The 22,219-nt window shown below is 65.0% G+C and carries 20 protein-coding genes and 2 pseudogenes; 10 read left to right on the plus strand and 12 right to left on the minus strand.

What is annotated here, in order from left to right; all coding sequences use genetic code 11:
* The 3 genes from AKL29_RS45390 to AKL29_RS22460 form a co-directional block, all read left to right on the plus strand.
* The coding region (locus AKL29_RS45390; RefSeq protein ID WP_244482304.1) for an efflux RND transporter permease subunit at positions 1 to 2,076 on the plus strand (2,076 nt) is incomplete at its 5' end.
* A gap of 58 nt (positions 2,077 to 2,134) precedes the next feature.
* Positions 2,135 to 2,605: a peroxiredoxin family protein gene (locus AKL29_RS22455; RefSeq protein WP_050385664.1), complete on the plus strand. Its 471-nt coding sequence runs from the start codon at positions 2,135 to 2,137 to the stop codon at positions 2,603 to 2,605.
* Between the two features lie 107 nt (positions 2,606 to 2,712).
* Positions 2,713 to 4,194 (plus strand): aldehyde dehydrogenase, encoded by a 1,482-nt coding sequence (locus AKL29_RS22460; RefSeq protein WP_050385665.1) that lies wholly within the window; start codon positions 2,713 to 2,715, stop codon positions 4,192 to 4,194.
* Between the two features lie 74 nt (positions 4,195 to 4,268).
* On the opposite strand, the pseudogene AKL29_RS40990 reads toward AKL29_RS22460, so the two are convergent.
* From AKL29_RS40990 to AKL29_RS22470, 3 genes and pseudogenes are all read right to left on the minus strand, one after another.
* Positions 4,269 to 4,484: pseudogene (locus tag AKL29_RS40990) on the minus strand (IMP dehydrogenase); the annotation flags it as partial.
* A gap of 39 nt (positions 4,485 to 4,523) precedes the next feature.
* Positions 4,524 to 4,933 (minus strand): annotated as a pseudogene (locus AKL29_RS22465) ((R)-mandelonitrile lyase).
* Between the two features lie 97 nt (positions 4,934 to 5,030).
* A complete protein-coding gene (locus AKL29_RS22470; protein ID WP_050385666.1) occupies positions 5,031 to 6,254 on the minus strand; it encodes an MFS transporter in 1,224 nt (407 codons plus the stop codon).
* Between the two features lie 130 nt (positions 6,255 to 6,384).
* Between AKL29_RS22470 and AKL29_RS22475 the strand changes: the two genes are divergently transcribed.
* From AKL29_RS22475 to AKL29_RS22480, 3 genes are all read left to right on the plus strand, one after another.
* Complete coding sequence (locus AKL29_RS22475; protein WP_050385667.1) at positions 6,385 to 7,296, plus strand: LysR family transcriptional regulator; 912 nt, start codon at positions 6,385 to 6,387, stop codon at positions 7,294 to 7,296.
* An 18-nt stretch (positions 7,297 to 7,314) separates the two neighbouring features.
* On the plus strand, positions 7,315 to 7,452 hold the full coding sequence (locus AKL29_RS42915; RefSeq protein ID WP_160321772.1) for a hypothetical protein: 138 nt from the start codon (positions 7,315 to 7,317) through the stop codon (positions 7,450 to 7,452).
* 162 nt (positions 7,453 to 7,614) lie between these two features.
* Positions 7,615 to 8,838, plus strand: a complete 1,224-nt coding sequence (locus AKL29_RS22480) for an ABC transporter substrate-binding protein (protein ID WP_028333601.1) — start codon at positions 7,615 to 7,617, stop codon at positions 8,836 to 8,838.
* 232 nt (positions 8,839 to 9,070) lie between these two features.
* Here the strand turns inward: AKL29_RS22480 and AKL29_RS22485 are convergent, their stop codons facing one another.
* From AKL29_RS22485 to ftsE, 4 genes are all read right to left on the minus strand, one after another.
* On the minus strand, positions 9,071 to 9,838 hold the full coding sequence (locus AKL29_RS22485) for a lysophospholipid acyltransferase family protein (RefSeq protein WP_050385668.1): 768 nt from the start codon (positions 9,836 to 9,838) through the stop codon (positions 9,071 to 9,073).
* Between the two features lie 118 nt (positions 9,839 to 9,956).
* Complete coding sequence (locus AKL29_RS22490) at positions 9,957 to 10,667, minus strand: YdcF family protein (RefSeq protein ID WP_050385669.1); 711 nt, start codon at positions 10,665 to 10,667, stop codon at positions 9,957 to 9,959.
* Between the two features lie 162 nt (positions 10,668 to 10,829).
* Entirely contained in the window at positions 10,830 to 11,801 is a 972-nt protein-coding gene (locus tag AKL29_RS22495; protein ID WP_050385670.1) for a cell division protein FtsX, read from the minus strand.
* The gene (gene ftsE, locus AKL29_RS22500) at positions 11,794 to 12,453 is read right to left on the minus strand and encodes a cell division ATP-binding protein FtsE (RefSeq protein WP_016845305.1); all 660 of its coding nucleotides are present in this window, start codon (positions 12,451 to 12,453) and stop codon (positions 11,794 to 11,796) included. Before ftsE ends, AKL29_RS22495 begins: the two co-directional genes overlap by 8 nt.
* A 181-nt stretch (positions 12,454 to 12,634) precedes the next feature.
* On the opposite strand from ftsE, the gene AKL29_RS22505 reads away from it, so the two are divergent.
* The gene (locus tag AKL29_RS22505; RefSeq protein WP_050385671.1) at positions 12,635 to 13,501 is read left to right on the plus strand and encodes an MJ0042-type zinc finger domain-containing protein; all 867 of its coding nucleotides are present in this window, start codon (positions 12,635 to 12,637) and stop codon (positions 13,499 to 13,501) included.
* 37 nt (positions 13,502 to 13,538) lie between these two features.
* Positions 13,539 to 13,916, plus strand: a complete 378-nt coding sequence (locus AKL29_RS22510; RefSeq protein ID WP_016845302.1) for a response regulator — start codon at positions 13,539 to 13,541, stop codon at positions 13,914 to 13,916.
* A 10-nt stretch (positions 13,917 to 13,926) separates the two neighbouring features.
* Here AKL29_RS22510 and AKL29_RS22515 read toward each other — a convergent pair whose 3' ends face one another.
* The 4 genes from AKL29_RS22515 to AKL29_RS22530 form a co-directional block, all read right to left on the minus strand.
* Positions 13,927 to 14,304, minus strand: coding sequence for a TadE/TadG family type IV pilus assembly protein (locus tag AKL29_RS22515; protein ID WP_244482305.1), 378 nt, complete (start codon positions 14,302 to 14,304; stop codon positions 13,927 to 13,929).
* A complete protein-coding gene (locus tag AKL29_RS22520; protein ID WP_244482307.1) occupies positions 14,301 to 14,804 on the minus strand; it encodes a TadE/TadG family type IV pilus assembly protein in 504 nt (167 codons plus the stop codon). The genes AKL29_RS22515 and AKL29_RS22520 overlap by 4 nt, the downstream gene beginning before the upstream one ends.
* An 11-nt stretch (positions 14,805 to 14,815) precedes the next feature.
* Positions 14,816 to 16,129 (minus strand): TadE/TadG family type IV pilus assembly protein, encoded by a 1,314-nt coding sequence (locus AKL29_RS22525; RefSeq protein ID WP_244482308.1) that lies wholly within the window; start codon positions 16,127 to 16,129, stop codon positions 14,816 to 14,818.
* 322 nt (positions 16,130 to 16,451) lie between these two features.
* Positions 16,452 to 19,058: a TIGR02302 family protein gene (locus AKL29_RS22530; RefSeq protein ID WP_050385672.1), complete on the minus strand. Its 2,607-nt coding sequence runs from the start codon at positions 19,056 to 19,058 to the stop codon at positions 16,452 to 16,454.
* A 172-nt stretch (positions 19,059 to 19,230) separates the two neighbouring features.
* On the opposite strand from AKL29_RS22530, the gene AKL29_RS22535 reads away from it, so the two are divergent.
* A complete protein-coding gene (locus tag AKL29_RS22535) occupies positions 19,231 to 19,614 on the plus strand; it encodes a carboxymuconolactone decarboxylase family protein (protein ID WP_018268955.1) in 384 nt (127 codons plus the stop codon).
* A gap of 197 nt (positions 19,615 to 19,811) precedes the next feature.
* Complete coding sequence (locus tag AKL29_RS22540) at positions 19,812 to 20,726, plus strand: NAD(P)-dependent oxidoreductase (RefSeq protein WP_028333610.1); 915 nt, start codon at positions 19,812 to 19,814, stop codon at positions 20,724 to 20,726.
* Positions 20,727 to 20,897: 171 nt separating this feature from the next.
* Here the strand turns inward: AKL29_RS22540 and lysA are convergent, their stop codons facing one another.
* On the minus strand, positions 20,898 to 22,163 hold the full coding sequence (gene lysA, locus AKL29_RS22545) for a diaminopimelate decarboxylase (protein WP_028333611.1): 1,266 nt from the start codon (positions 22,161 to 22,163) through the stop codon (positions 20,898 to 20,900).
* Positions 22,164 to 22,219 lie beyond the last annotated feature (56 nt).

Below are 22,219 nucleotides of genomic sequence, written 5' to 3' on the forward strand. Positions count from 1 at the left end.
ATCACGCGCCACATGGACGCCGGGCTGTCGCGGCTCGAGGCCACGCTGCTCGGCACCCGCGAGGTCGGCTTCACGGTGCTGTCGATGAGCGTGTCGTTGATCGCAGTGTTCGTGCCGATCCTGCTGATGGGCGGCCTGGTCGGCCGCCTGTTCCGCGAATTCGCCATGACCATCACGATCGCGATCGTGATCTCGCTGGTGGTCTCGCTGACCACGACGCCGATGATGTGCGCGGTGCTGCTGCGCAAGGAGGAGGGCCGGCCGCACGGCTGGATCTACCGGATCAGCGAACGCATCTTCGAGCTGATGCTGAACGGCTACCGCGCGACGCTCGGCCTCGCGCTGCGCCATCCGCTCCTGGTGATGCTGATCCTCGGCTCGACGCTCTATCTGAACTTCCATCTCTACAAGGTGGTGCCGAAAGGCTTCGTGCCGCAGCAGGACACCGGATTGCTGGTCGGCTCGATCCAGGCCGACCAGAGCACATCGTTCCAGCTGATGCAGCAGAAGCTGACCCAGTTCATCGACATCGTGAAGTCGGATCCGGCGGTCGACACCGCGGTCGGCTTCACGGGCGGCGGCGGGGTGGGTCCCGGCGGCACCAACACCGGCACCGTGTTCGCCTCGCTGAAGCCGATGGCCGAGCGCCGGCTGCGCGCCGACAAGGTGATCGAGCGGCTGCGCGAGCCGCTGGCAAGCGTCGCGGGCGCCACCCTGTTCCTGCAATCGATCGGCGACCTCGGCGCCGGCGGGCGCTCGGGCAACGCGGCGTATCAGTACACGCTGAAGGGCTCGACCTACGAGGAGCTGAACGAGTGGACGCCGAAGCTCGTCGCGGCATTGCAGAAGGAGCCGACGCTCGCCGACGTCAACAGCGACCAGCAGAACAAGGCGCTGCAGGCCAATCTGATCATCGATCGCGATGCCGCCTCGCGGCTCGGGATCACGGTCAGCCAGCTCGACAACACGCTCTATGACGCGTTCGGGCAGCGCCAGGTCTCGACCATCTTCGTCGCGCGCAACCAGTATCACGTGATCATGGAGGTCGCGCCGCGCTTCTCGCAGGACCCGCAAACCCTGAAGGAGGTCTATATCTCGACCTCGGGCGGCTCGGCGAGCGGCACGCAGAGCACCAATGCGGTGGCCGGCACGATGGCCTCGTCCTCGCAAAAAAGCTCGGTCAGCGCGGTCGCCGCCAATGTGGTGCGCAACCAGGCCACCAATTCGATCGGTGCCACGGGCAAGGGCGTCGCATCGACCGGTACCGCGGTCTCCACCACCGCGGAGACCATGATCCCGCTGTCGAGCGTCGCGCGCTTCGAGCACGGCGAGACGCCGCTTTCGGTCAACCACCAGGATCTCCTGGTCTCGAGCACCATCTCGTTCAACCTGCCGCCGGGCGTCTCGCTGAGCATGGCGACAACCACGATCGAGAACGCGATGCACGCGCTCGGCATGCCCGCGGGCATTTCCGGCGGGTTTGCGGGCTCCGCGAAAATCTTCCAGCAGGCGCTGGCGAACGAGCTGTTCCTGATCCTCGCCGCGCTGGCGACGATCTACATCTCGCTCGGCATGCTCTACGAGAGCTACATCCACCCGCTGACCATCCTCTCCACTTTGCCATCGGCCGGCGTCGGCGCGGTGGCGGCCTTGATGCTGTCGCACACCGATTTCGACATCATCGGCATGATCGGGGTGATCCTCTTGGTCGGCATCGTGAAGAAGAACGCGATCATGATGATCGACTTCGCGCTCGATGCCGAGCGCCAGCGCGGGCTGTCGTCGCGCGATGCAATCTACGAGGCCTGCCTGATGCGCTTCCGGCCGATCATGATGACGACGCTGGCTGCCCTGTTCGGCGCGGTGCCGCTGATGATCGGCCTCGGCGAAGGCAGCGAGCTGCGTCAGCCGCTCGGCATCGCGATCTTCGGCGGGCTGATTCTGAGCCAGATCCTGACGCTCTACACGACGCCGGTGGTCTATCTCTATCTCGACCGCGCCAGGCTCTGGACCCAGCGCCGCCGCGCCGCGCGCCGCGCACGCCGGGCCGCGGCATCAAGCGCCGCCGGTCGTTGACAGACCCGCGCCGATCTTGCCACCCTGCCGCGAGGTGGCAGACGCAAGGAACCCAGCTGTGACTCCAGCACCCGAAATCGCCGCGTCGCGCTGGTTCAACACCAGCGAGCCACTGACCCTGGCTGGGCTGCGCGGCCGGCCGGTCCTGCTGCACGCGTTCCAGATGCTGTGCCCCGGCTGCGTCGCGCACGGCACGCCGCAGACCCAGCGCGCGTTCGAGCTGTTCAGGCATTCGGACCTGCAGGTGATCGGGCTGCACACCGTATTCGAGCACCACGCGGCGATGACGGAGGTGTCGCTGGAGGCCTTCATCCACGAGTACCGGCTGACCTTCCCGATCGGCGTCGACGAGGCCGGCGAAGGCACGCCGATCCCGGTCACCATGCAGCGCTACGGCATGCAGGGAACGCCGACCAGCATCCTGATCGGCCGCGACGGCAACATCGTGCATCACGGCTTTGGCCAGCAGAGCGACATGGCGCTCGGCGCGATCATTGCGGCCGAGCTGGCCGCGCCGCACGACCGATAGCGGCCCGCCCCGGCTGCAACCCGGCTCACGTGACTGCGTTATGACGGCGTCGCGCAATGCGTGATAGCGTTCCGCCAACCAGAACCATCGCCTTGCGGGAGGATGTCATGAAAACCTATCAGCTCTACATCAACGGCCAGTATGTCGACCCCGCCAATGGCGAATGGTTCGACAGCATCGATCCCTATCGCGGCGAGGCCTGGGCGAAGATTCCGCGCGGCACGGCCGCCGACGCCGACAAGGCGGTGAAATCAGCCAATGAGGCGATGTGGCGCGGCCCCTGGGCGAAGATGACGGCCTCCGCACGCGGCAAGGTGATGCGCAAGCTCGGCGACCTCGTCGCGGCCAATGCCGAGCGCCTCGCCGAAATCGAGGTGCGCGACAACGGCAAGCTGATGGCCGAGATGCTCGGCCAGCTGCGCTACCATCCGGAGTGGTGGTGGTATTTCGGCGGGCTCGTCGACAAGCTCGAGGGCGGCGTGGTGCCGATCGACAAGGCAGAGACCTTTGCCTACACGACCCATGAGCCGGTCGGGGTGGTCGCGGCGCTGACCGCATGGAATTCGCCGCTGCTGTTCGTCGCCTGGAAATGCGCCGCCGCGCTCGCCGCCGGTTGCGCCGTGGTCGTCAAGCCGTCGGAATTCACCTCGGCCAGCACGCTGGAATTCGCCGCGCTGACGAGGGAGGCCGGAATTCCCGACGGCATCTTCAACGTGGTGACCGGCTTCGGTCCCGAGGCGGGCTCCGCGCTGATCGCCCATCCCGGCGTCGCCAAGATCACCTTCACAGGATCGGACACGACCGGCGCAAAGGTCTACGAGACCGCGGCCAAGAGCCTGAAGCGCGTCTCGCTCGAGCTCGGCGGCAAGTCGCCCAACATCGTGTTCGAGGACGCCGACCTCACCGCCGCCGCGGCCGGCGCGATCTCCGGCATTTTCGCCGCCACGGGGCAGACCTGCATCGCGGGATCCCGCCTCCTGGTGCAGAGCTCGATCAAGGAGAAATTCGTCGCGCGGGTGCTGGAGCTGGCAAAGTCCGCCAAGATCGGCGATCCGATGCAGTCAGACACCAATGTCGGCCCGATCACGACGCCGGCGCAGTACAAGAAGGTGCTCGACTATATCGACATCGCCAAAGCCGAGGGCGCGCGCTGCCTGCTCGGCGGCAAGCCGGCCTCCGGCGACGGCATTAAGGGCGGCCAGTTCGTCGAACCGACCATCTTCACCGACGTCGACAACACCATGCGGATCGCGCGCGAGGAGGTGTTCGGGCCGGTGCTGTCGATCATCTCCTTCGACACCGAGGAGGACGCCATCCGGATCGCCAACGACACGATCTACGGCCTCGCCGCCGGCATCTGGACCAAGGATCTCGCGCGCGCCATCCGCGTGCCGAAGCAACTGCGCGCCGGCACCGTGTGGGTGAACACCTACCGGGCCATCAGCTACATGATGCCGTTCGGCGGCATGAAGCACTCCGGCGTCGGCCGCGAAAGCGGCATCGACGCGGTCCGCGAATATCAGGAGACGAAGAGCGTCTGGATCTCGACCGCGACGGACGTGCCGGCGAACCCGTTCGTGATGCGGTGACGGGGCTCAGCACCTCTCCCCGGCGGGAGAGGTGCACCAAGCCTGCGCAGTCATCGAATTCGCCATAGCTGCCGTCACACGGTCAGCAGCGTCTTGATCGCGCGGCGCTCGTCCATGGCACGATAACCCTGCGCCACCTGCTCGATCGGCGGCGTTAGATCAAAGACCTTGCCGGGCTGAATGCGGTCTTTGAGCACCCGGTCCATCAGGTCAGGCAGGAAACGGCCGACGTGGGCAGGACCGCCGAGCATGCGCCGTTGCCCGAAGAACAGGGCCTGCCTCTCGAACGACCTCGCTACCGACCTCAATGACAACGCCGCAATATTCATCTATTCGGCCGCAGTGCCAGCGCCATATTGTTCGTCGGTTACCCTCTCCATCCACTCGACCGGACTGCCATTGAGCGCTTCCTGAATGGCGATATGGGACATCGCCGTCGTCGGCGACGCACCGTGCCAGTGTTTCTCGCCGGGTTCGAACGACACCGCGTCGCCTGGACGGATTTCCTGGATCGGGCCGCCCCAGCGCTGTACGCACCGCGGCCGAACGTCACGATGAGCGTTTGACCAAAGGGATGCGTATGCCATGCGGTCCGCGCGCCGGGCTCAAAGGTGACGTGGGCGCCGGAGGCGCGCCCAGGGTCTGCGGCCTGGAACAAGAGATCAACACGGACGGTGCCGGTGAAATACTCGGCGGGGCCGCGGGCTGAAGGTTGTGAACCTGCTGGTCTGATTTGCATCGAATACCTCCTTGATGCTGTCGTTCCGACTGATGCCAATGACTTTGGGCCTGCATTCGTTTCCGATGACGTGGGGAAATCCCGCGAGGACGCTGCGTCACACAGCCCGACTTGCCGACGCACAAGAAGCGCATTGCGCGTCGGCCTTGCGACGGCGTGCTCCGACCAAAATCACCAACGACGACAGCGCGAGGATGACGGCGCTGAACAGAAAAGTGGCCTGATAGCCGCTGCTGTCGAAAAGCACGCCGCCACCCGCAGCACCTGCCGTGATCGCCAGTTGGACCACCGCGACCATCAGCCCGCCGCCTGCTTCCGCGTCGTCGGGCAAGGCCTTGCTCAGCCAGGTCCACCAGCCAACGGGTGCAGCCGTGCCGATGAAGCCCCACAGGAACATCAGCGCCGCCGTGGCGCCCAGTGACGAACCCGTCGCGATCAGGGCAACGGCAATTACGGCCATTGCGAACGGCATCAATACGAGGAACGTATAGAGGCGATCGCGGATGACTACACCGATCAGTGCAGTGCCGATCAGACCCGCGACGCCCATCACAAGCAACAGTGCCGAGATCGTCGTGACATCGACGCGCGTTACCGTTTCGAAGAATGGCCGTAAATACGTGAAAAGTGCGAATTGCCCGAGGAAAAACAGCGCCGCTGCGAGCATGCCGTAGGGAACTCCAGGCCGGCGCAGCACCTTGAATGCCGCTGCCGCACTCGCCCGCTCACGGCTCGGCATCCTGGGAAGCGTGACGAATTGCCAAAACAAGGTCAGCGCCGCGACCGGCACCACGCAAAAGAACGCGCCGCGCCAGCCGATATACTGACCGAGAAAGCTGCCGAGCGGCGCGGCAATCGTCGTCGCGAGGGCATTGCCGCCATTGAGAACCGCCAGCGCGCGCGGCACGTCCTTGCCCGGCACGATGCGGATCATCGTTGCGGCGGACATCGACCAGAATCCGCCAACGACCATCCCGACAAGCGCGCGCCCTGCCATGAAGACCGTATAATTGGGCGCGAACGCGACAACGACGCCGGAGATCAGCATGACACTGGTCAGCCACAACAAGACGGTGCGCCGGTCGACGCCACGCGTTGCGGCCGAGATGAAAAGACTGGTCAGGATTGCGAAGAAGCCGGACACGGAAATGGCTTGCCCGGCCTGTCCTTCGGTCAACTCAAGACCTGTTGCGATCGGCGTGAGCAGGCTCACCGGCATCCACTCGGACGCGATGAGGGTCGAGGCGCACAGCGTCATCGCGAAGACGGCGCTCCATGCGGCCATTGGCTGCGTTGTCTTTTGATTGATCGTGGCGTCCATCGGGCATCCATGTTCAGAGAAGCGCCCAGTTGGCGCTGTTCACAGCAACACATAGAGCCCGCCACGGTGTTCGATTAGTTGCCATAATTCGCTTGCATTAATCGACCTAGGCCATGAATATTGACGGGCCATGGCAAGCCGGGATTTCAATGACTTACTGGCCTTCGTGGCCGTCGCCCGCGAACGCAGCTTCACCAGGGCCGCGGCGAAACTGGGCATCGTGCAATCGACACTCAGCCATACGATCAAGCGCCTTGAATCCCAGATGGGCCTGCGGCTGCTCACGCGCACGACGCGCAGCGTCGGTCTGACCGAAGCGGGCGAGCGTCTTCAGCAGTCACTGGCGCCGCGCATCGAGGAAATCGAGCGTGACATCGCGGCGCTGATGTCGCTGCGCGACACGCCATCCGGCACCATCCGGATCACGCTCTCGGACCATGCGCTGGAAAAGGCCGTCTGGCCGAGGCTGTCGTCGGTCCTGAAAAAATATCCTGACATCAAGGTCGAGTTCAGTCTCGACACCGGGTTCCGCAACATCGTCAAGGACGGCTTCGATGCTGGAATCCGTCTCGGTGAGAGCGTGGAGAAAGACATGATCGCGGTGCGGATCGGCCCGGACTGGCGGCTGGTCGCGGTCGCCTCTCCCACCTATTTGAAAGAGCACCCCAAACCAAGGCATCCGAAAGATCTCATCAAGCACATCTGCATCAAGCGACGTCAGGCGGCGGGTGGTCACTACGTGTGGGAGTTCGCCAAGAACGGCGCCGAACTCCGGGCGCGCGTCGAGGGGCAAGTGACCTTCAATGACTCTCGCGCCATGATCGATGCCGCCCTGAAGGGTTTCGGCATCGCCTACGTTCCTGAGGACTTGGTGGCGCAACACGTCCAGTCGGGCGAGCTCGTCGTGGTGCTCGACGACTGGTCGCCGAAGTTCGAGGGCTACTTTATCTACTACCCGACATCCCGGCAGAACTCGGCCGCATTCAAGGTGGTCGTCGACGCGCTACGCCATCCTGAAGCAGGGCAAAGAAAGCGCGGCTAAATCAGTGCGACCAGCTCCATGATGCCGTTCGGCGGCATGAAGCCCGGCGTCGGCCGCGAAAGCGGCATCGACGCGGTCCGCGAATATCAGGAGACGAAGAGCGTCTGGATCTCGACCGCGACGGACGTGCCGGCGAACCCGTTCGTGATGTGGTGAGTTTTCGGCACTGACATCGCTCGCTTCACCGCTCCCGGACGGACAGAGGTACGACGGCACCCGCGCGCCGAGCTGTCGCACTTGACGTGCAGGGTGGAGCAGCGATCATGAGCGTCTAGGGCACACGCCGAAGAGCGTGGCCGATACTTGGGGAGATTCGCCATGACGTTTCGTTACTCGCGCGCAGTGTTCTGCGCGCTCATGCTTGCCGCCGCCCAGCCTGCCCTCGCCGACAAGAAATACGGCCCCGGCGTCACCGATAGCGAGGTGAAGATCGGCCAGACCATGCCCTATAGCGGCCCGGCGTCCGCCTACGGCACCCAGGGGCGTCTCGAAGAAGCCTACTACGCGATGATCAACGCGAAGGGCGGCGTGAACGGCCGAAAGATCAAGCTGATTTCACTCGACGATGCCTATTCGCCGCCCAAGACCGTGGAGCAGACGCGGCGCCTCGTCGAACAGGACGAGGTGCTGGCGATCATCGGTACCATCGGCACGCCGACCAATTCAGCGATCCAGAAATATCTGAACCAGAAGAAGGTCCCGCAGATCTTCATTTCGACGGGCGCGGCAAAATGGGACGACCCGAAGAACTTCCCGTGGACCACCCAGCTTTATCCGCCCTACCAGATGGAGGGCATGATCTTCGCCAAATATCTGTTGAAGAACAAGCCCGACGCGAAGCTCGGTGTGTTCTCGCAGAACGATGATGCCGGAAAGGATTACGTCAAGGGGCTGAAGGATGGCCTCGGCGACAAGGCGAAGACGATGATCGTCAAGGAAGTGACCTACGAGGTCTCCGATCCCACGGTCGATTCGCAGATCGTCTCGCTGAAAGCCTCCGGCGCCGACACGCTGTTCACGATGGCGACGCCCAAGTTCGGCGCGCAGGCGATACGCAAGGTCTACGAGCTCGGATGGAAACCGCTGAATTACGTGGTCAGCGTCTCCTCATCGATCAAGGGCGTCATGGAGCCGGCGGGCATAGAAGCTTCGAAGGGATTATTGACCGCGCTCGCGTTCAAAACGCCGACCGATCCCACCTGGGAGAACGCGGCCGACGTGAAGGAGTTCAAGGATTTCCTGGCAAAGTGGTACCCGCAGGGCGACATCGCCGACGGCAGCAATGTCACCGGCTACATCTCGGCCTATATGACGGTGAAGGTCATCGAGATGTGCGGCGATGATCTGACGCGCGAGAATTTGCTGAAGCAGGCAACCAACCTCAACAAGGTGGTCGCGCCGCTGCTGCTGCCCGGCATCGCCATCTCGACGCGGCCGGACCGCTATGCGCCGTTCACGCAGATGCAGATAGCGACATTCGACGGCAAGAGTTGGGTGCCGCAAGGCGAGACCTTCAACACCGACGCGGCGGCCGGTCAGTAGTGGCGACCCCGTTCGCGATACGGTAACTCTCCGCATCGTCATGGGCCGGGCACAGCCGTCCGAAGGACGGCGTCGCTTCGGCTTGCCTGTGCCCGGCCATCCACGTCTTGCTTCGGGCCAAACCAAAAACGTGGATGCCCGGGACAAGCCCGGGCATGACGATTTCTGTAAGGACCGACGAAACGCGGGCACGAAATTCGCGGCAGCAACCGCACCAAAGCTTGTGCTGCGCCTACCCTTTTGCCGCGTTCGGCACAACGCCGAACAATTTCGCCTGCTCGGCGCGGCCGGCCTCGACGATGCGGGTGGTGGCGGTTTCGATCTGGTCGCGCAAGCGGGTCATGAACTCATCGCGCGGCAATCCCGGCGGCAGCGGATCGAGGAATTCGACCACCAGCGTGCCGGGATAACGCATGAAGGTGCGGCGCGGCCAGAACAGCCCGGAATTGAGCGCGATCGGCAGGCACGGCACGCCGCTCTCGGCATAGATCTGCGCGACGCCGGCCTTGTAGTTCGGCGGCGCCCCCGGTGCGGTACGGGTGCCTTCCGGAAAGATCACGAGCTGCCGGCCGAGCTTCACCTCGGCCGCGGCGCGCTTCAGCGTCTTGATCAGCGAGCGCGGGCCGCCGCCGCGCTCGACCGAGATCATGCCGACCTTCTTGAGGTACCAGCCGAACACCGGGATCATCATCAGCTCGCGCTTGAGGATGAACAGCGGATGCTCGAAGAAGCGCACCAGCGCGAACGTCTCCCAGAACGACTGGTGCTTGGAGGCGACGATCAGCGGCCCGCTCGGAATCTTCTCGATCCCGCGAAACTCGATCCTGATGTTGCAGATCACGCGCATCAGGAACAGGCTGATGTTGGCCCACGCGGCTTCGAGCGCCATCAACGCCCCTCGCGGCAGCAGCAGCGCCGGTAGCGCGATGACGCAGAGCGCCACCAGCACGAGATAGAACAGCACGTTGAAGATCAGCGAGCGCAGGAAGATCGAAGTCATTCTCTCAACACTATCCTTTACACCGTCATTCCGGGATGGTGCGTCAGCACCAGACCCGGAATCTCGAGATTCCGGGTTCGATGCTCCGCATCGCCCCGGAATGACGGTGCCTGATACATCAATTCGCCTGCGCCGTCGCCGGGCGGCGTGGCGCGGCAGCCGGCTCGGCGAGCTCGGAGGTCAGGTCAAGGCCGAGATCGGCCAGCCGCACCCGCATCTCCGCGGCGACATATTTGGCGTATTCCGATAGCAAGAGACGGAACGTCGCGCCACTCGTCCACCACGGCTCGTCGCGCCATTTGTCGCCGACCACGGCGAACGGGATCAGCGTCACGTCGGGCATCGCATGTGACAGTTCCACGATCGCCCGCGGCATGTGGTAGTTCGAGGTCACCACGATCAGCGACTTGAAGCCGCGCTCGCGCGCCCAGCGCCGCGTCTCCGCCGCGTTGCTGCGGGTGTTCAGCGCCGAGCGGTCGAGATCGACGCAGCAGCTCATCAGCCCCTTGCTGTCCGGCACAGAGCGGGAAATGTCGCTGGCGTCGTTGGTCGGATGTACGCCCGAGATCAGCAAACGCTTGCCGTAGCCGGCAGCCAACAGTTCCATGGCGTCGGACACCCGCGACGAGCCGCCGGTCAGCACCACGATGCCGTCGGCATTTTGCGGCGGGTCGGTCTCGACGCCGCGCAATTGCGAGAGGAAGCCGACAAAGCCGACCGCCGCGGCGACGAAGGCAACCGCCAGCGGCGCGACGATGACGGCGCGCAGCCAGCCGCGCGGGCGCGCGGCAAAGCCATTCGGCGACGTATCGTCGGACTGCAAACTCATGTGATGCGGTTATCCTTCCCCCCGGGGATTTTAAAGCATGATCCGGAAAAGTGGAAACCGGTTTTCCGCGGGACCAGTGCCGCGTGCACGCGCGCGAAATCACACTTGGGCGACGAAATGCGATCACGAGGCAGCGCCATGATTTCGAGTTTCGCGGCGCCGTCAGTCGATGTCGTCGAGCGTGGCAAACAGGGTGCGCCGCGATGCCCACGCGGTGATCGCCGCGATCAGCACCGCCTGCATCGCCAGCACCAGATAGCCCGACGGACGCAGCGAGAACGTGCCGAGCAGGGCCGCGAACTGGTCGCCCACCGGCGTGCCGGAGAACCAGTTGGCGATCGACTCGGAGAAGCCGAACGCCAACATCGCCGCACCGCCACCGATCAGCCCGCCTTGGAGGCCGAGCCGAAGGAAATGCCGCAGGAAGCGGTTGGCGATGAAGCTGTCGCCGGCGCCGACGAAATGCAGCACCTCGACGATCGGGCGGTTGGCGGCCATCGCGCCGCGGGTCGCAAACGACACCGAGATGATGGTTGCGATGATCACGAGGATGAGGATGCCGACGCCGGCGAACATCGTGGCGCCGGTCATCGAGCGCATGCGCTCGATCCAGGCGCGGTGATCGTCGACGCTTGCGGTCGGCGCCGCCTGCGTCACCCGCGCGCGCAAGCCGGCGAGATCGAGCGTGGTGCCGGGCTGCACCCGCGCCACGATGACGCGCGGCACCGGCAGTTCGTCGATCGAGAGCCCGCTGCCGAGCCACGGCTCCAGCAGCTTGGCGGATTCCTCCTTGCTGAACGGACGGACCTCGAGAATGCCGGGCTGCGCCCGCATCGCCTCCACCGCGGCCTGCGCGTCGCGATCGAGATCGCGGCCCGGCGAGGGGCGCACCTGGATGGTGATCTCGCTCGACACTTCCGACTGCCATTCGGCGGCCGACGCGCTGACCAGCAGCACGGTGCCTGTCGTCAGCGAGGCAAGGAAGGTCATGATCGCGACGACCGCGACCAGCGCACGGCCCGAGATCGAGGCGCGCGGCACGATCGGCGACATGTTGCGCGCGGTGGCCGGGACCTGCGGGCGCTCGCGCCCGAGATCGACCAACGACACTTTCTCGTCGCCGCCCCTATTCATAGATGTGCAGCCGTCCCTGATGCAGCACCAGCCGCCTCGCCTCGTATTGATCCATCAGCGTGATGTCGTGGGTCGCGATGATGACCGCGGTGCCGGATTTGTTGAGCTCGATGAACAGCCGCAGCAGGCGGCGCCCGAGTGTCGGATCGACGCTGCCGGTCGGCTCGTCCGCCAACAGCAGTTGCGGCCGCGAGATCACCGCGCGCGCGATCGCGGCGCGCTGCTTCTCGCCGCCCGACAGGATCGGCGGCAGCGCATCCATGCGCTCGCCGAGGCCGACCCATTTCAAGAGATCAATCACCTCGCGGCGATAGCTCGATTCCTCGCGGCCCATCACGCGGAACGGCAGCGCGACGTTCTCATAGGTGGTCATGTGATCGAGCAGGCGAAAATCCTGCAGCACGATGCCGATCCGCTTGCGCAGGTCGGCGACCTGATCCTTGCTCAGCAGCGAGACGTCCTTGCCGAACAGATTGACCAGCCCACGGGTCGGCCGCAACGACAGGAACAACAGCCGCAGCAGCGAGGTCTTGCCCGCGCCCGACGGCCCGGTGAGGAACTGGAACGAGTGCGCCGGGATCATGAACGAGAGGTCGCGCAAAATCTCCGGGCCGAGCCCGTAGCGCAGACCGACATTTTCGAACCGAACCAATGCGCTAGCTCCGTTCGAGAGGGCCGATGGCCCGATACCCCACACCGACGGCGAAGACGGCCCGACCCCCGGCCGAGCGCCCGCGAACCGCACAGAAAGCTTGTGCTTCGATTATGGTTTCCGATTCGTTAACGGTCGCAAAGTAGCATCCGGGCATCCACACGGTGGAGATTCGGCCTCCATGCATATTGTTTGCCCGCATTGTACAACATCCTACGCCATCAATCCGGCCACCCTTGGCGAGGCCGGACGTACCGTCCGTTGTTCCCGCTGCCGGGAGGTCTGGCTGGCCCGGCCGGAGGACGCCATCGGGGCAACCGCGCCCACTCTGGCCTATCAGTCCGCCGGATCCGACCTCGCCGCCGAATGGGAGGCCATGGGCCGGGAGGAGGCTGACGCGACCCCGATGGTCGAGAGCCCCTCGATTTCGGCCGATTTGCCCGCCGAGGGCAGCGACGCCGCCACGGAATGGCCGGCGCTGGCCGAGGCGGATGCCGCGGCCCATGCCGACGCCGGGGACGCGGGAACCAGGGGCCGCTTCCGCCTGCCCCGGCTTCCCCGCCTGTTCCGGCTGCCCGCCCTGCCCCGAATTCCGTTCATGCCCGTGATCGGCGCCCTGCCGACCACCTGCGGCGCCATGGCCGCGCTGATCATCGCGCTGTTCGTCTGGCGCAACGACGTGGTGCGGCTGCTGCCGCAGTCCGCGCTGTTCTACAGGATGGCCGGGCTCGACGTGAATTTGCGCGGGCTCGCCTTCAAGGATCTCAAGATCACCAACGAGACCGTGGACGGCAAGCCGGTGCTGGTGATCGAGGGCATGATCGTCGGCCAGACCAGGAAGCCGGTCGAATTGCCTCGGCTGCGCTTCTCGGTCCGCGACGCCCAGGGCGCCGAAATCTATGCCTGGAACGCCGTGCTGGAGCAGCCGGTGCTCAATCCCGGCGAGCGGGCCTTCTTCAAGTCGCGCCTCGCCTCGCCGCCGCCCGAAGGCCGCAATATCGACGTACGCTTCTTCAACAAGCGTGATCTCACCGGCGGCCGCGCGTGAGCCGCCGGCCAACTCTATCGGGAACCGACCAATCACCATGACGCGTGTTCTGATCGCCGACGACGAAGACTCGATGCGCTCGCTGGTGGCGCGCGCCATCGCCATGGACGGCCACGAAACCGTGACCGCGCAGGACGGCGCCGAGGCGCTGGAGGTGCTGACGCGCGACGAAGGCGCGTTCGACCTTCTGCTCACCGACATCCAGATGCCCGTGATGGACGGCATCGCGCTGGCGCTGACCGCGGCGCGCGACTTCCCTGCGCTGAAGATCCTGCTGATGACCGGCTTCGCCCATCAGCGCGAACGCGCCTCCGGCCTCGAGGCGATCGTGCATGACGTGGTGACGAAACCGTTCTCGGTGGCCGATATCCGCACCGCAGTCGCGGACGCGCTGGCGGCGCGGAAGGCCGGCTAGGGTTACGAGTTCAACTCGGAAAGCATGCCCGGGCGGTCAGCGTCACCGGGGACAGATTGAGAAACTGTGCAAATTGAAATGAATAACTCGCGCTGACGATGTTGCCGCAGGCTGACGTGGAATAGCTGAATGTCTGCGCTGGGAGCGTGAGGCCGTATGCCTGCTGCGCGGCGTAATTCGTGATGGCGCTGCCGCTTGGACAGAGCGTGCTGTTGACGGTCGCGCAACGCGCCGCCATTTCGGTGCCGTGCTGCAGCCCGAGCTGAGTCCAGAACAGCAGTCCGAATTCGACGATGCCGAATATGAACAGGAAGAACACGGGAGCGGTCAGGGCGAATTCCAGCGCGGAGGCCCCTCGATCGTCCCGCCATAGCGGTGTGAGTTTCACTGCAGCCTCGCAGTGGACTGGGCGCTATAGGTGTATGTGGCTGCCACAATCTGATAATTGATCAGCGTGTAGTACGTCCCTTGCGCCGAAACCATCGCATATGTTCCGGCCTGCGCGCCGCCGGGGCAGACCGCACCGCAACTGACGGTGCTGACCCCCGAACTGGTCGGGCACCCGCAAAACTGGTACGGCTTGGGCGAAGCATTGATGGCTGTGGAATTCGTGGCGGCTGTTACGGCGCTGGTGACGCCGGTCTCGTCAAAGCCGCGCACGATGGCGTATTGCGCTCCCGCCTGCGCGGCATTCTCGACCTGCATCTTGCGATAGAGCGCGAGTCCGATGTCGGTTACCGAGACGACCATCAGGGACAACAACGGGATCATGATGCCGAATTCGATGGCCGCGACGCCGCCCCTGTCGTGAACGGCGGTGCGCACAAGCCGCGTCAGGGAGAAAACCAATCGACCACGGCTGTTGGATGAGGATCTCTGGATTTGCATCGGAGCCAACCTCACTCGATGAGTTGCGCGGTTTGCGTGCCTATCGTCGCGGTGCCGAGCGCCGAACAATTGACCTGAAGGTTCGACGTGCCGGAGAGCGTCAAGGTATCCACAATGATCTTGGTGCATGATGTGCTCGTACCGTTGCCACCGCTGAAGCTGAGGTTGGCCCTAGGTAGGTAGATGGCACCGCCGAAGTTCTGGGTGGCGCCACCCGTAAGATTAAAGGCGGTGCCGACCGGCATGTTGCGATCGCCATACATGACGATACCCTTCGTTGCGCCGGAGGTCGGCGCCGTCAGATCGATAATCGCGTTGCTGCCGATTGAAGCGGTGCCCCAGTTGCTGCCCGAGCCCGTAAACACCAGGGTCACGCCGCTGCCCGTGATCGTTGCGTTTCCCGCGACGCTCAAATTGGCGCCGTCCAGATAATAGATACCTGGATCAAGGCTCAGGGTGGCACCTGCATTGACCGTTATGTTGCCCTTATAGCAGCCGGGACTGAGCGAGTTTGTCTTTCCGTTGGAATTGACCGTGATCTTGGCGTTCGTGCAGCTCGGCTCCGATGGGGGTGAGACATTGGCATACGGATCGGCGATCGGCCGGATGTGCGTCTTGATGCCGTTGGTGGCCGTGATGTTGCTCGCGCCGGAGACCTCGCCGACAACCCCGACCAGATTCGCGGAGACCGCCGCACTGCCGGCCACGTTGAGCGATGGGCTTGCGCTCGAGTTGCTATAGAGATTGCACTTGATCAAGTTGAGCTGGTTGCTGCCGCTCACATTGACGGCGGGGCTGGCGCTGGCGTTGAGCGCAAGTACGCAGCCCGTCCCGGAATTCGGCAGGGCGACCGCGCGCGCGGTGACCGGCACCGGGGCCGAGCCGAACAGGGCCGACAGCAACCGCTGTTGCGGTTGGCTCACGATGACTTCGATCGCCTGCAGGTTCGACGTCTGACTGCCGGTCTTCGGCGGTTGATTCACCGTGACCGTGACGTTGTTCGCCCCGTTCGCGTAACCGTAGTTTGCCGTGACCGCATTGGCTTCGGACAAAAGGTCGGCGCCTGCACTTGCCGCCGTTGCGGCGCTTACCGCGCCAGAGTCGGCGGCACTCTGCATGTTCTTATGTTTGTAGTACCACCACCCCACTTCGGTACCGAGCCCTGCCGTGCCGACCAGGACCGGCATGAGCAGCGCTGAAATGATCACATAGCTGCCCGACTGGTCCCGAACGAATTGTCGAACCAAGCGGGTCTGATGTTGGTGCCGGCGAGTAATACCCAATGGCCGGTATGACGAAGCAATGAATAAACGGCTGTGCCTCATGTGCTCTCCTGAGACGCTTGCCAATTTTCAGAAGTAAGGTGACGCAAGCGACTTAAATGCGCACCAACGGGAACTCGACAATTTTAAAGAAATTGTGCGAAACCGGCGGCTCCCGCGGACCCGACCACACCGATCGGAACGCGAGGCGCGTTGCCCGCAGAAGCTGACGTCTGCCGGCTTACGACCGTCGTGCGGATTCCGCGTCATGCCCGCGAAAGCGCGGCATCCAGGTTGCCACGGCCGTTCGATTAAGGCGCTGATGTCTCTTGAACGCTGTCACCAGCTTTCGCGGCTGACGACAGTCGAGGACGAGGTGCAGACCTCAATAATCCTTTAGCAGCCGCTCGATGTAGTCGAGCTCGATCTGCGGCCGCGACGGATCGGCGAGGCGGCGGCGCAGCTCTTCGAGGATGCGGCGGACGCGCTGCACGTCGATCTCGCCGGGGATCTTCACCGTGTAGTCGTCGCCGAATTCGCGGCCATGCAACGGGCGGCCGAGCGGATCGGTCTGGTTGCCGCCGCTCTGCTGGCGGCCGGCGCGGTTGCCGGGGCTGTCGCCCGGCTGGTCGCCGTCGCCCTGCTGCATCGCGTCGGCGAGGCTCTGGGCGCCCTTGCGCAGCGCGTCCAGCGCACGGCCCTGCGAATCCACCGCGCCGTCGGCATTGCCCTCGCCGAGCCGCCCGGAGGCATCGCCCATCGCGGAATCGGCCTGGTCGAGCCCGTCGCCGTCATCGCCCTGGTCGCCGCCTTGATCGCCCTGCTGCGCCTGATCGCCCTTCTGACCCTGGCCTTTCTGGCCGCGCTGGTCCGGTCCCATGCCGCGCTTGGCGAGCTCTTCCTGCAGCTTCTTCAAGCGGTCGCGCAGCGCCTGCTGGTCCTGCTGCAGGTCGCCCATCGACTGCTCGCCCTGCTTGCCGCGCATGCGGTCGCGGCGGGAATCCTGGCCCTGCTTGAAGGTCTTGTCGCGCAATTGCTGCTGCTTGCGGATCATGTCGCCGAGCTCGTTGAGCGACTGCTGCATGTCGTCGTCGCCCTGATTGGGCTGCGCCATCTGCAGGTTTTCCAGCATCTGCTGCATCTGCTCGAGCAGCTGCCGCGCCGCATCCTTGTCGCCGGAGCGTGACAGCCGCTCCATGCGATCGAGCATGTTCTTGAGATCCTGCTGGCTCAGCACCTTGGCATTGGGATCGAGCGGCCGCGCGAGCTGCTGCGGATTGTTGCGGAACTGCTCGACCATCTGGCGCAGGAAATTGTCCAGCGCCGCGCGCAGATTGTCGGTGAGCTTCTTGATCTCCTCGTCGGTCGCGCCGCGCTCCAGCGCCTGCTTGAGCGCGTCCTGCGCCGCGCGCAGCGCCTTGTCGACGTCCGAGATGTTGCCGTCCTCGATGGTGACGGCGAGTGACCACAGGCTGGCGACCACCTCGCGCAATTGGTCGTCGGTGCGCGCCGCCTCGAGCTGCCGGCTCACGGTGTGCAGGCCAAGGTAATAGCCGGTCTCCGGCATGAACATTTCGGGCGCGATCATCAGCGCCTCGAGCGCGGCGAATACCTGGCCGTTCTGGTTGGCGTCGAGCGCCAGGATACGGCGCTGTTCGATCAGCGCGCGCGCCAGCGGCTTGGTGAACAGGCGCTCCGGCAGCCGCATGTTGAACGGCTCGCTCTTGCCTTCATTGCCGGCCTCGTCCTTGGCCGTCAGCGTCAGGGTCACGTCGGCGCCGGCATAGGGGTCTTCGCTGAGGTCCTTCACGGTCTGGCCGACGCCGTTGCGGGTGCGCGCATTCGGCAGCACCAGCGCGAATTGCGGCGGCTCGAACAGCGGCCGCGGCTGCGCCGCCTTGCCGTCGGCATCCTTCTTGCCGTCAGCCTCCTTCGGCGCATCGGTCGGCCGCACCGCGAATTGCGCGCGCGCTTCGCTGACGCCGTAGTCGTCCTCGAGCCGGTAGGACATCTGCAGCGCGCCGCGCGCCTGCCGCTCCGGATCCTTGGCGAGCGCAATCGACGGCGGGCGGTCCGGCGTCGCGGTGAATTTCCACTGCGGCTGGCCGGCCGGCGCACGGACATGCGCGGTGCCGTCGCCGGTGATCTTGAAATGCCGCTCGTTGGTGCCCTTCGGCGCCTGCCCGTCCGGCGCGACCTCGGCAACGCCGCCACCGACGACGACGTCGATGCTGCCGCCGCTGGAGCGCACCAGGAGTGTGCTGCCGGCCGGAACCGCGAGCGGGGTGGTGTCCGCCGCGTTGGCGTCCTTGTTGGCGTTGGACAGGATGATCGGCGGCTTGCCGGTGTAGTTCGGCGGCGTCACCCAGGCATCGACCCGGACATTGGCCGGCGCCATGATGCCGTTCCAGTCGAATGCCGAGGCAACCCGCAGGCCGCGCTCGTCGCCGGCGGCGACATAGCTCGCGACCAGCATCACGATCACCAGCGCGCGCAGCGCCCAGGGGTCGTGCAGCGAGACGCGCGGCCGCGGCAGCCCGGCGCGGATGCGCTTGATCGAGGCCAGCGTGCGCTCGCGCTGCGCCTGCCACAGCGCCAGCGCAAACGGGTCCTTGTTGGTAAGCGTGTCGGAGAGCGTGGTCGCCGGGCGATGGCGAATGCCGGCGCCGCGGTCGAGCCGGCTCAGGCCCTCCTCGCGGCTCGGCCAGCGGAAGCGCACCAGCGGCGACAGCGCCACGAGCGCGGCAATCGCGAACAGGCCGGCGCCGGCCACGCGTGCGACAAACGGCAGCACCAGCCACAGCCCGGCCCAGGACGCGACCAGGAACAATCCTGCGACCGTCAGGAACCGCGCCAGATGCGGCCAGGCTCGTTCCCACCCAATCGCGAACCTTGCCTGCTGCAGAGCCTCTGTCAGTTTCAGCCGCGCGACCGCATCGCTGTCGTGGACGGCGCGTGACGGGTCAGAGGGCTCGATGTTGGCTCCGCTCAATAAAATCTCCGGGGTAGCCGGCAGGTCAGCCTAGCACGGCGGCGGCTTTGAGGCACCCGTTCCAGGGCGTAACCCACACCGGGAAATACGCATAACACGAATGCGTGACTGCGGCGGTTCGACCCCGTAACGTCGCGGCCGAACCATCGCATTAACGCATGAGGAACGCGATATGGACCAAAAAACGCACGACAAGGGGCTCGAAATCCGCAAGGCGGTGCTGGGCGAAGCCTATGTCAACAATGCGCTGAAGAATTCGGACAGCTTCAACAAGCCATTCCAGGAACTCGTCACCGAATATTGTTGGGGCGCGGTCTGGGGCCGCGAGGAACTGCCGCGCAAGACCCGCAGCATGCTCAACCTCGCCATGATCTCGATCCTGAACCGGCCGCACGAATTGAAGGCCCACATCAAGGGCGCGCTGACCAACGGCGTGTCCCGCGACGAAATCCGCGAGATCTTCATGCAGGTCTCGATCTATGCCGGCATCCCGGCCGGCGTCGACAGCTTCCGCATCGCGCGCGAGGTGTTCGCCGAACTCGACAACAAGGCGTGAGACGCTGCTGCCTCACACGCAATGTCGTCCTGGCGAAAGCCAGGACCCATAACCACAGGCCTTCGTGGTGGGAACACGCTGGGGCTCCAGCGGAGCACAGCAATCAACCGCGGTGGTAATGGGTCCCGGCCTTCGCCGGGACGACAGCGAATGTGGGGTGCGCGGCTCCGCACATAACGACATAGAGGAAACGACTCATGGAAATCGGATTCATCGGCCTCGGGAAGATGGGCTTCCCGATGGCGCGCCGACTGATCGAGGCCGGCCACAAGCTCACCGTGTTCGACACCAGCAAGGACGCGCTCGACAGGCTGGTTGCGCTCGGCGCGGTGGCCGCAACCTCGCCCAAGGACATCGCCGACCGCGTCGAGACCGTGATGGCGAGCCTGCCTTCGCTGCAGGCCTCGCTCGAGGTGGCGACCGGCGCGGGCGGCGTGATCGAGGGCACGCGCGTCAAACGCTTCATCGACCTCTCCACCGTCGGCTCGCGGATGGCGGTGAAGATCCACGAGCTGTTGGCCAAGAAGAACATCGTGCAGATCGACAGCCCGGTCTCCGGCGGCGTCGCCGGCGCCGAGAAGGGCACGCTAGCGGTGATGGTGTCGGGCCCGCGCGCCGATTTCGAGCTGGTGAAGGGCGCGCTCGACGTCATCGGCAAGGTGTTCTTCATCGGCACCAAGCCGGGCTCCGGCCAGACCATGAAGCTCGCCAACAACTTCCTGTCGGCGACCGCAATGGTGGCGACCTCGGAGGCTGTTGTGATGGGCGTCAAGTCCGGGCTCGATCCGGCCGTGATGATCGACGTCATCAATGCCGGCTCCGGGCTGAACACCGCGAGCCGCGACAAGTTTCCGCGCTCGGTGTTACCGCGCAGCTTCGACTTCGGCTTCGCCACCGGCTTGATGGTGAAGGACGTGCGGCTCGCCGTCGAGGAGATGCGCGCGCTCGGGCTGTCGATGGAAGTCGCCGAAGCGGTCGGCCGGCTCTGGGAAGTCGTCATCCGCGACGAGGGACCGGAGTCGGACTTCACCGCGGCAATCAAGCCGATCGAGAAGGCCGCGGGCGTGATCGTCGGCGGCGGCGGTAAAGGCGGTAGTCACGCCGCGAAGTAAAGGCCGTCGACAAATTGGCACTGTCGTCCCGGGCAAGCGAAGCGCGACCCATAACCACAGGCGTTCGTGGTTAGCTGAGCCGGGGCCCCAGCTCACTGCAACGATCAAGAGCGGTGGTTATGGGCGCTGGCCTTCGCCAGGACGACACCATTGATGTGGCACGCCAGTGCCTCACAGCCACGGCGCCGGCTTGTCCATCGCGATCAGGGCGTCGACGTCGATGCGCGGGCGGACCACCGCGTACTGGTCGTCCTTGACCAGCACTTCCGGCACCAGAGGCCGCGTGTTGTAGGTGCCGGATTGCACCGCGCCGTAGGCGCCGGCGGTCATGATCGCCAGGAGATCGCCGGCCTTCGGCTGCGGCAGCGAGCGGTCGAGCGCGAGGTAATCGCCGGTCTCACAGACCGGGCCGACTACATCCGCGACCATGGTCGGGGTGCCGGCCGCGGGCTGACGCACCGGCAGAATGTCGTGATGCGCTTCATACAGGGTCGGCCGGATCAGGTCGTTCATCGCGGCGTCGATGATGACGAAATTCTTGGCATCGCCCGGCTTCACATGGATCACGCGGGTGACGAGGATGCCGGCATTTCCGACGATCATGCGGCCCGGCTCGAACATCAGCGTGCAGCCGAGATTGTGCGTGACGCGCTTGACCATCGCCGCATAGGCGTCCGGCGCCGGCGGCGCGGCGCGATCCATGTAATAGGGAATGCCGAGGCCACCGCCGAAATCAATATGCGAGATGTCGTGGCCGTCGGCGCGCAGCGTCTGCACGAATTCCGCGAGCAGCCGGAAAGCAACCTCCAGCGGCCCGAGATCGGTGATCTGGCTGCCGATATGCACATCGGTGCCGGTGACTTTGATGCCCGGCAGCTTTGCCGCGCGGGCATAGACCTCGCGGGCGCGGGCGATCGGAATGCCGAACTTGTTCTCCGACTTGCCGGTCGAGATCTTGGCATGGGTGCCGGCATCGACATCGGGATTGACCCGCACCGAGATGCGGGCCGTCTTCTTCATCTCGACCGCGAGACGCGACAGCATCTCGAGTTCCGGCTCGGACTCGATATTGATGCAGAGGATGTCGGTGGCAAGCGCGGCCCGCAGCTCGCCCTCGGTCTTGCCTACCCCGGAGAACACGATCTTCGAGGGCGGAATCCCGGCCGCCAGCGCCCGCTTCAACTCGCCGCCGGACACCACGTCCGCGCCGGCGCCGAGCTTGGCCAGCGTGCGCAGCACCGACTGGTTGGAGTTCGCCTTCATGGCATAGCAGACCAGCGCCTTCTCGCCGGCGAAGGCTTCGGTGAAGACGCGGTAGTGGCGCTCCAGCGTCGCGGTCGAATAGCAATAGAACGGCGTGCCGACGGCCTCTGCCAGCTCAATGAGATTGACCGCCTCGGCATGCAGCACGCCGTTGCGATAGTCGAAATGGTTCATGACACGCTAGATTGTTTGAACATGATTCTTTTCGGAAAACCGCTTCGCACTTTTCC

Origin of the sequence: Bradyrhizobium pachyrhizi, assembly GCF_001189245.1 — a bacterium.
Lineage (GTDB): Bacteria > Pseudomonadota > Alphaproteobacteria > Rhizobiales > Xanthobacteraceae > Bradyrhizobium > Bradyrhizobium pachyrhizi.

Coding starts and splice junctions, on each gene's coding strand:
- AKL29_RS22490 (WP_050385669.1), bottom strand. CDS start 10,667: ATGAGTTTGCAGTCCGACGATACGTCGCCGAATGGCTTTGCCGCGCGC.
- AKL29_RS22535 (WP_018268955.1), top strand. CDS start 19,231: ATGGACCAAAAAACGCACGACAAGGGGCTCGAAATCCGCAAGGCGGTG.
- AKL29_RS22520 (WP_244482307.1), bottom strand. CDS start 14,804: ATGCAAATCCAGAGATCCTCATCCAACAGCCGTGGTCGATTGGTTTTC.
- AKL29_RS22540 (WP_028333610.1), top strand. CDS start 19,812: ATGGAAATCGGATTCATCGGCCTCGGGAAGATGGGCTTCCCGATGGCG.
- AKL29_RS22475 (WP_050385667.1), top strand. CDS start 6,385: ATGGCAAGCCGGGATTTCAATGACTTACTGGCCTTCGTGGCCGTCGCC.
- AKL29_RS22470 (WP_050385666.1), bottom strand. CDS start 6,254: ATGGACGCCACGATCAATCAAAAGACAACGCAGCCAATGGCCGCATGG.
- AKL29_RS22495 (WP_050385670.1), bottom strand. CDS start 11,801: ATGAATAGGGGCGGCGACGAGAAAGTGTCGTTGGTCGATCTCGGGCGC.
- AKL29_RS42915 (WP_160321772.1), top strand. CDS start 7,315: ATGATGCCGTTCGGCGGCATGAAGCCCGGCGTCGGCCGCGAAAGCGGC.
- AKL29_RS22505 (WP_050385671.1), top strand. CDS start 12,635: ATGCATATTGTTTGCCCGCATTGTACAACATCCTACGCCATCAATCCG.
- AKL29_RS22480 (WP_028333601.1), top strand. CDS start 7,615: ATGACGTTTCGTTACTCGCGCGCAGTGTTCTGCGCGCTCATGCTTGCC.
- AKL29_RS22510 (WP_016845302.1), top strand. CDS start 13,539: ATGACGCGTGTTCTGATCGCCGACGACGAAGACTCGATGCGCTCGCTG.
- lysA (WP_028333611.1), bottom strand. CDS start 22,163: ATGAACCATTTCGACTATCGCAACGGCGTGCTGCATGCCGAGGCGGTC.
- AKL29_RS22460 (WP_050385665.1), top strand. CDS start 2,713: ATGAAAACCTATCAGCTCTACATCAACGGCCAGTATGTCGACCCCGCC.
- AKL29_RS22525 (WP_244482308.1), bottom strand. CDS start 16,129: ATGAGGCACAGCCGTTTATTCATTGCTTCGTCATACCGGCCATTGGGT.
- AKL29_RS22485 (WP_050385668.1), bottom strand. CDS start 9,838: ATGACTTCGATCTTCCTGCGCTCGCTGATCTTCAACGTGCTGTTCTAT.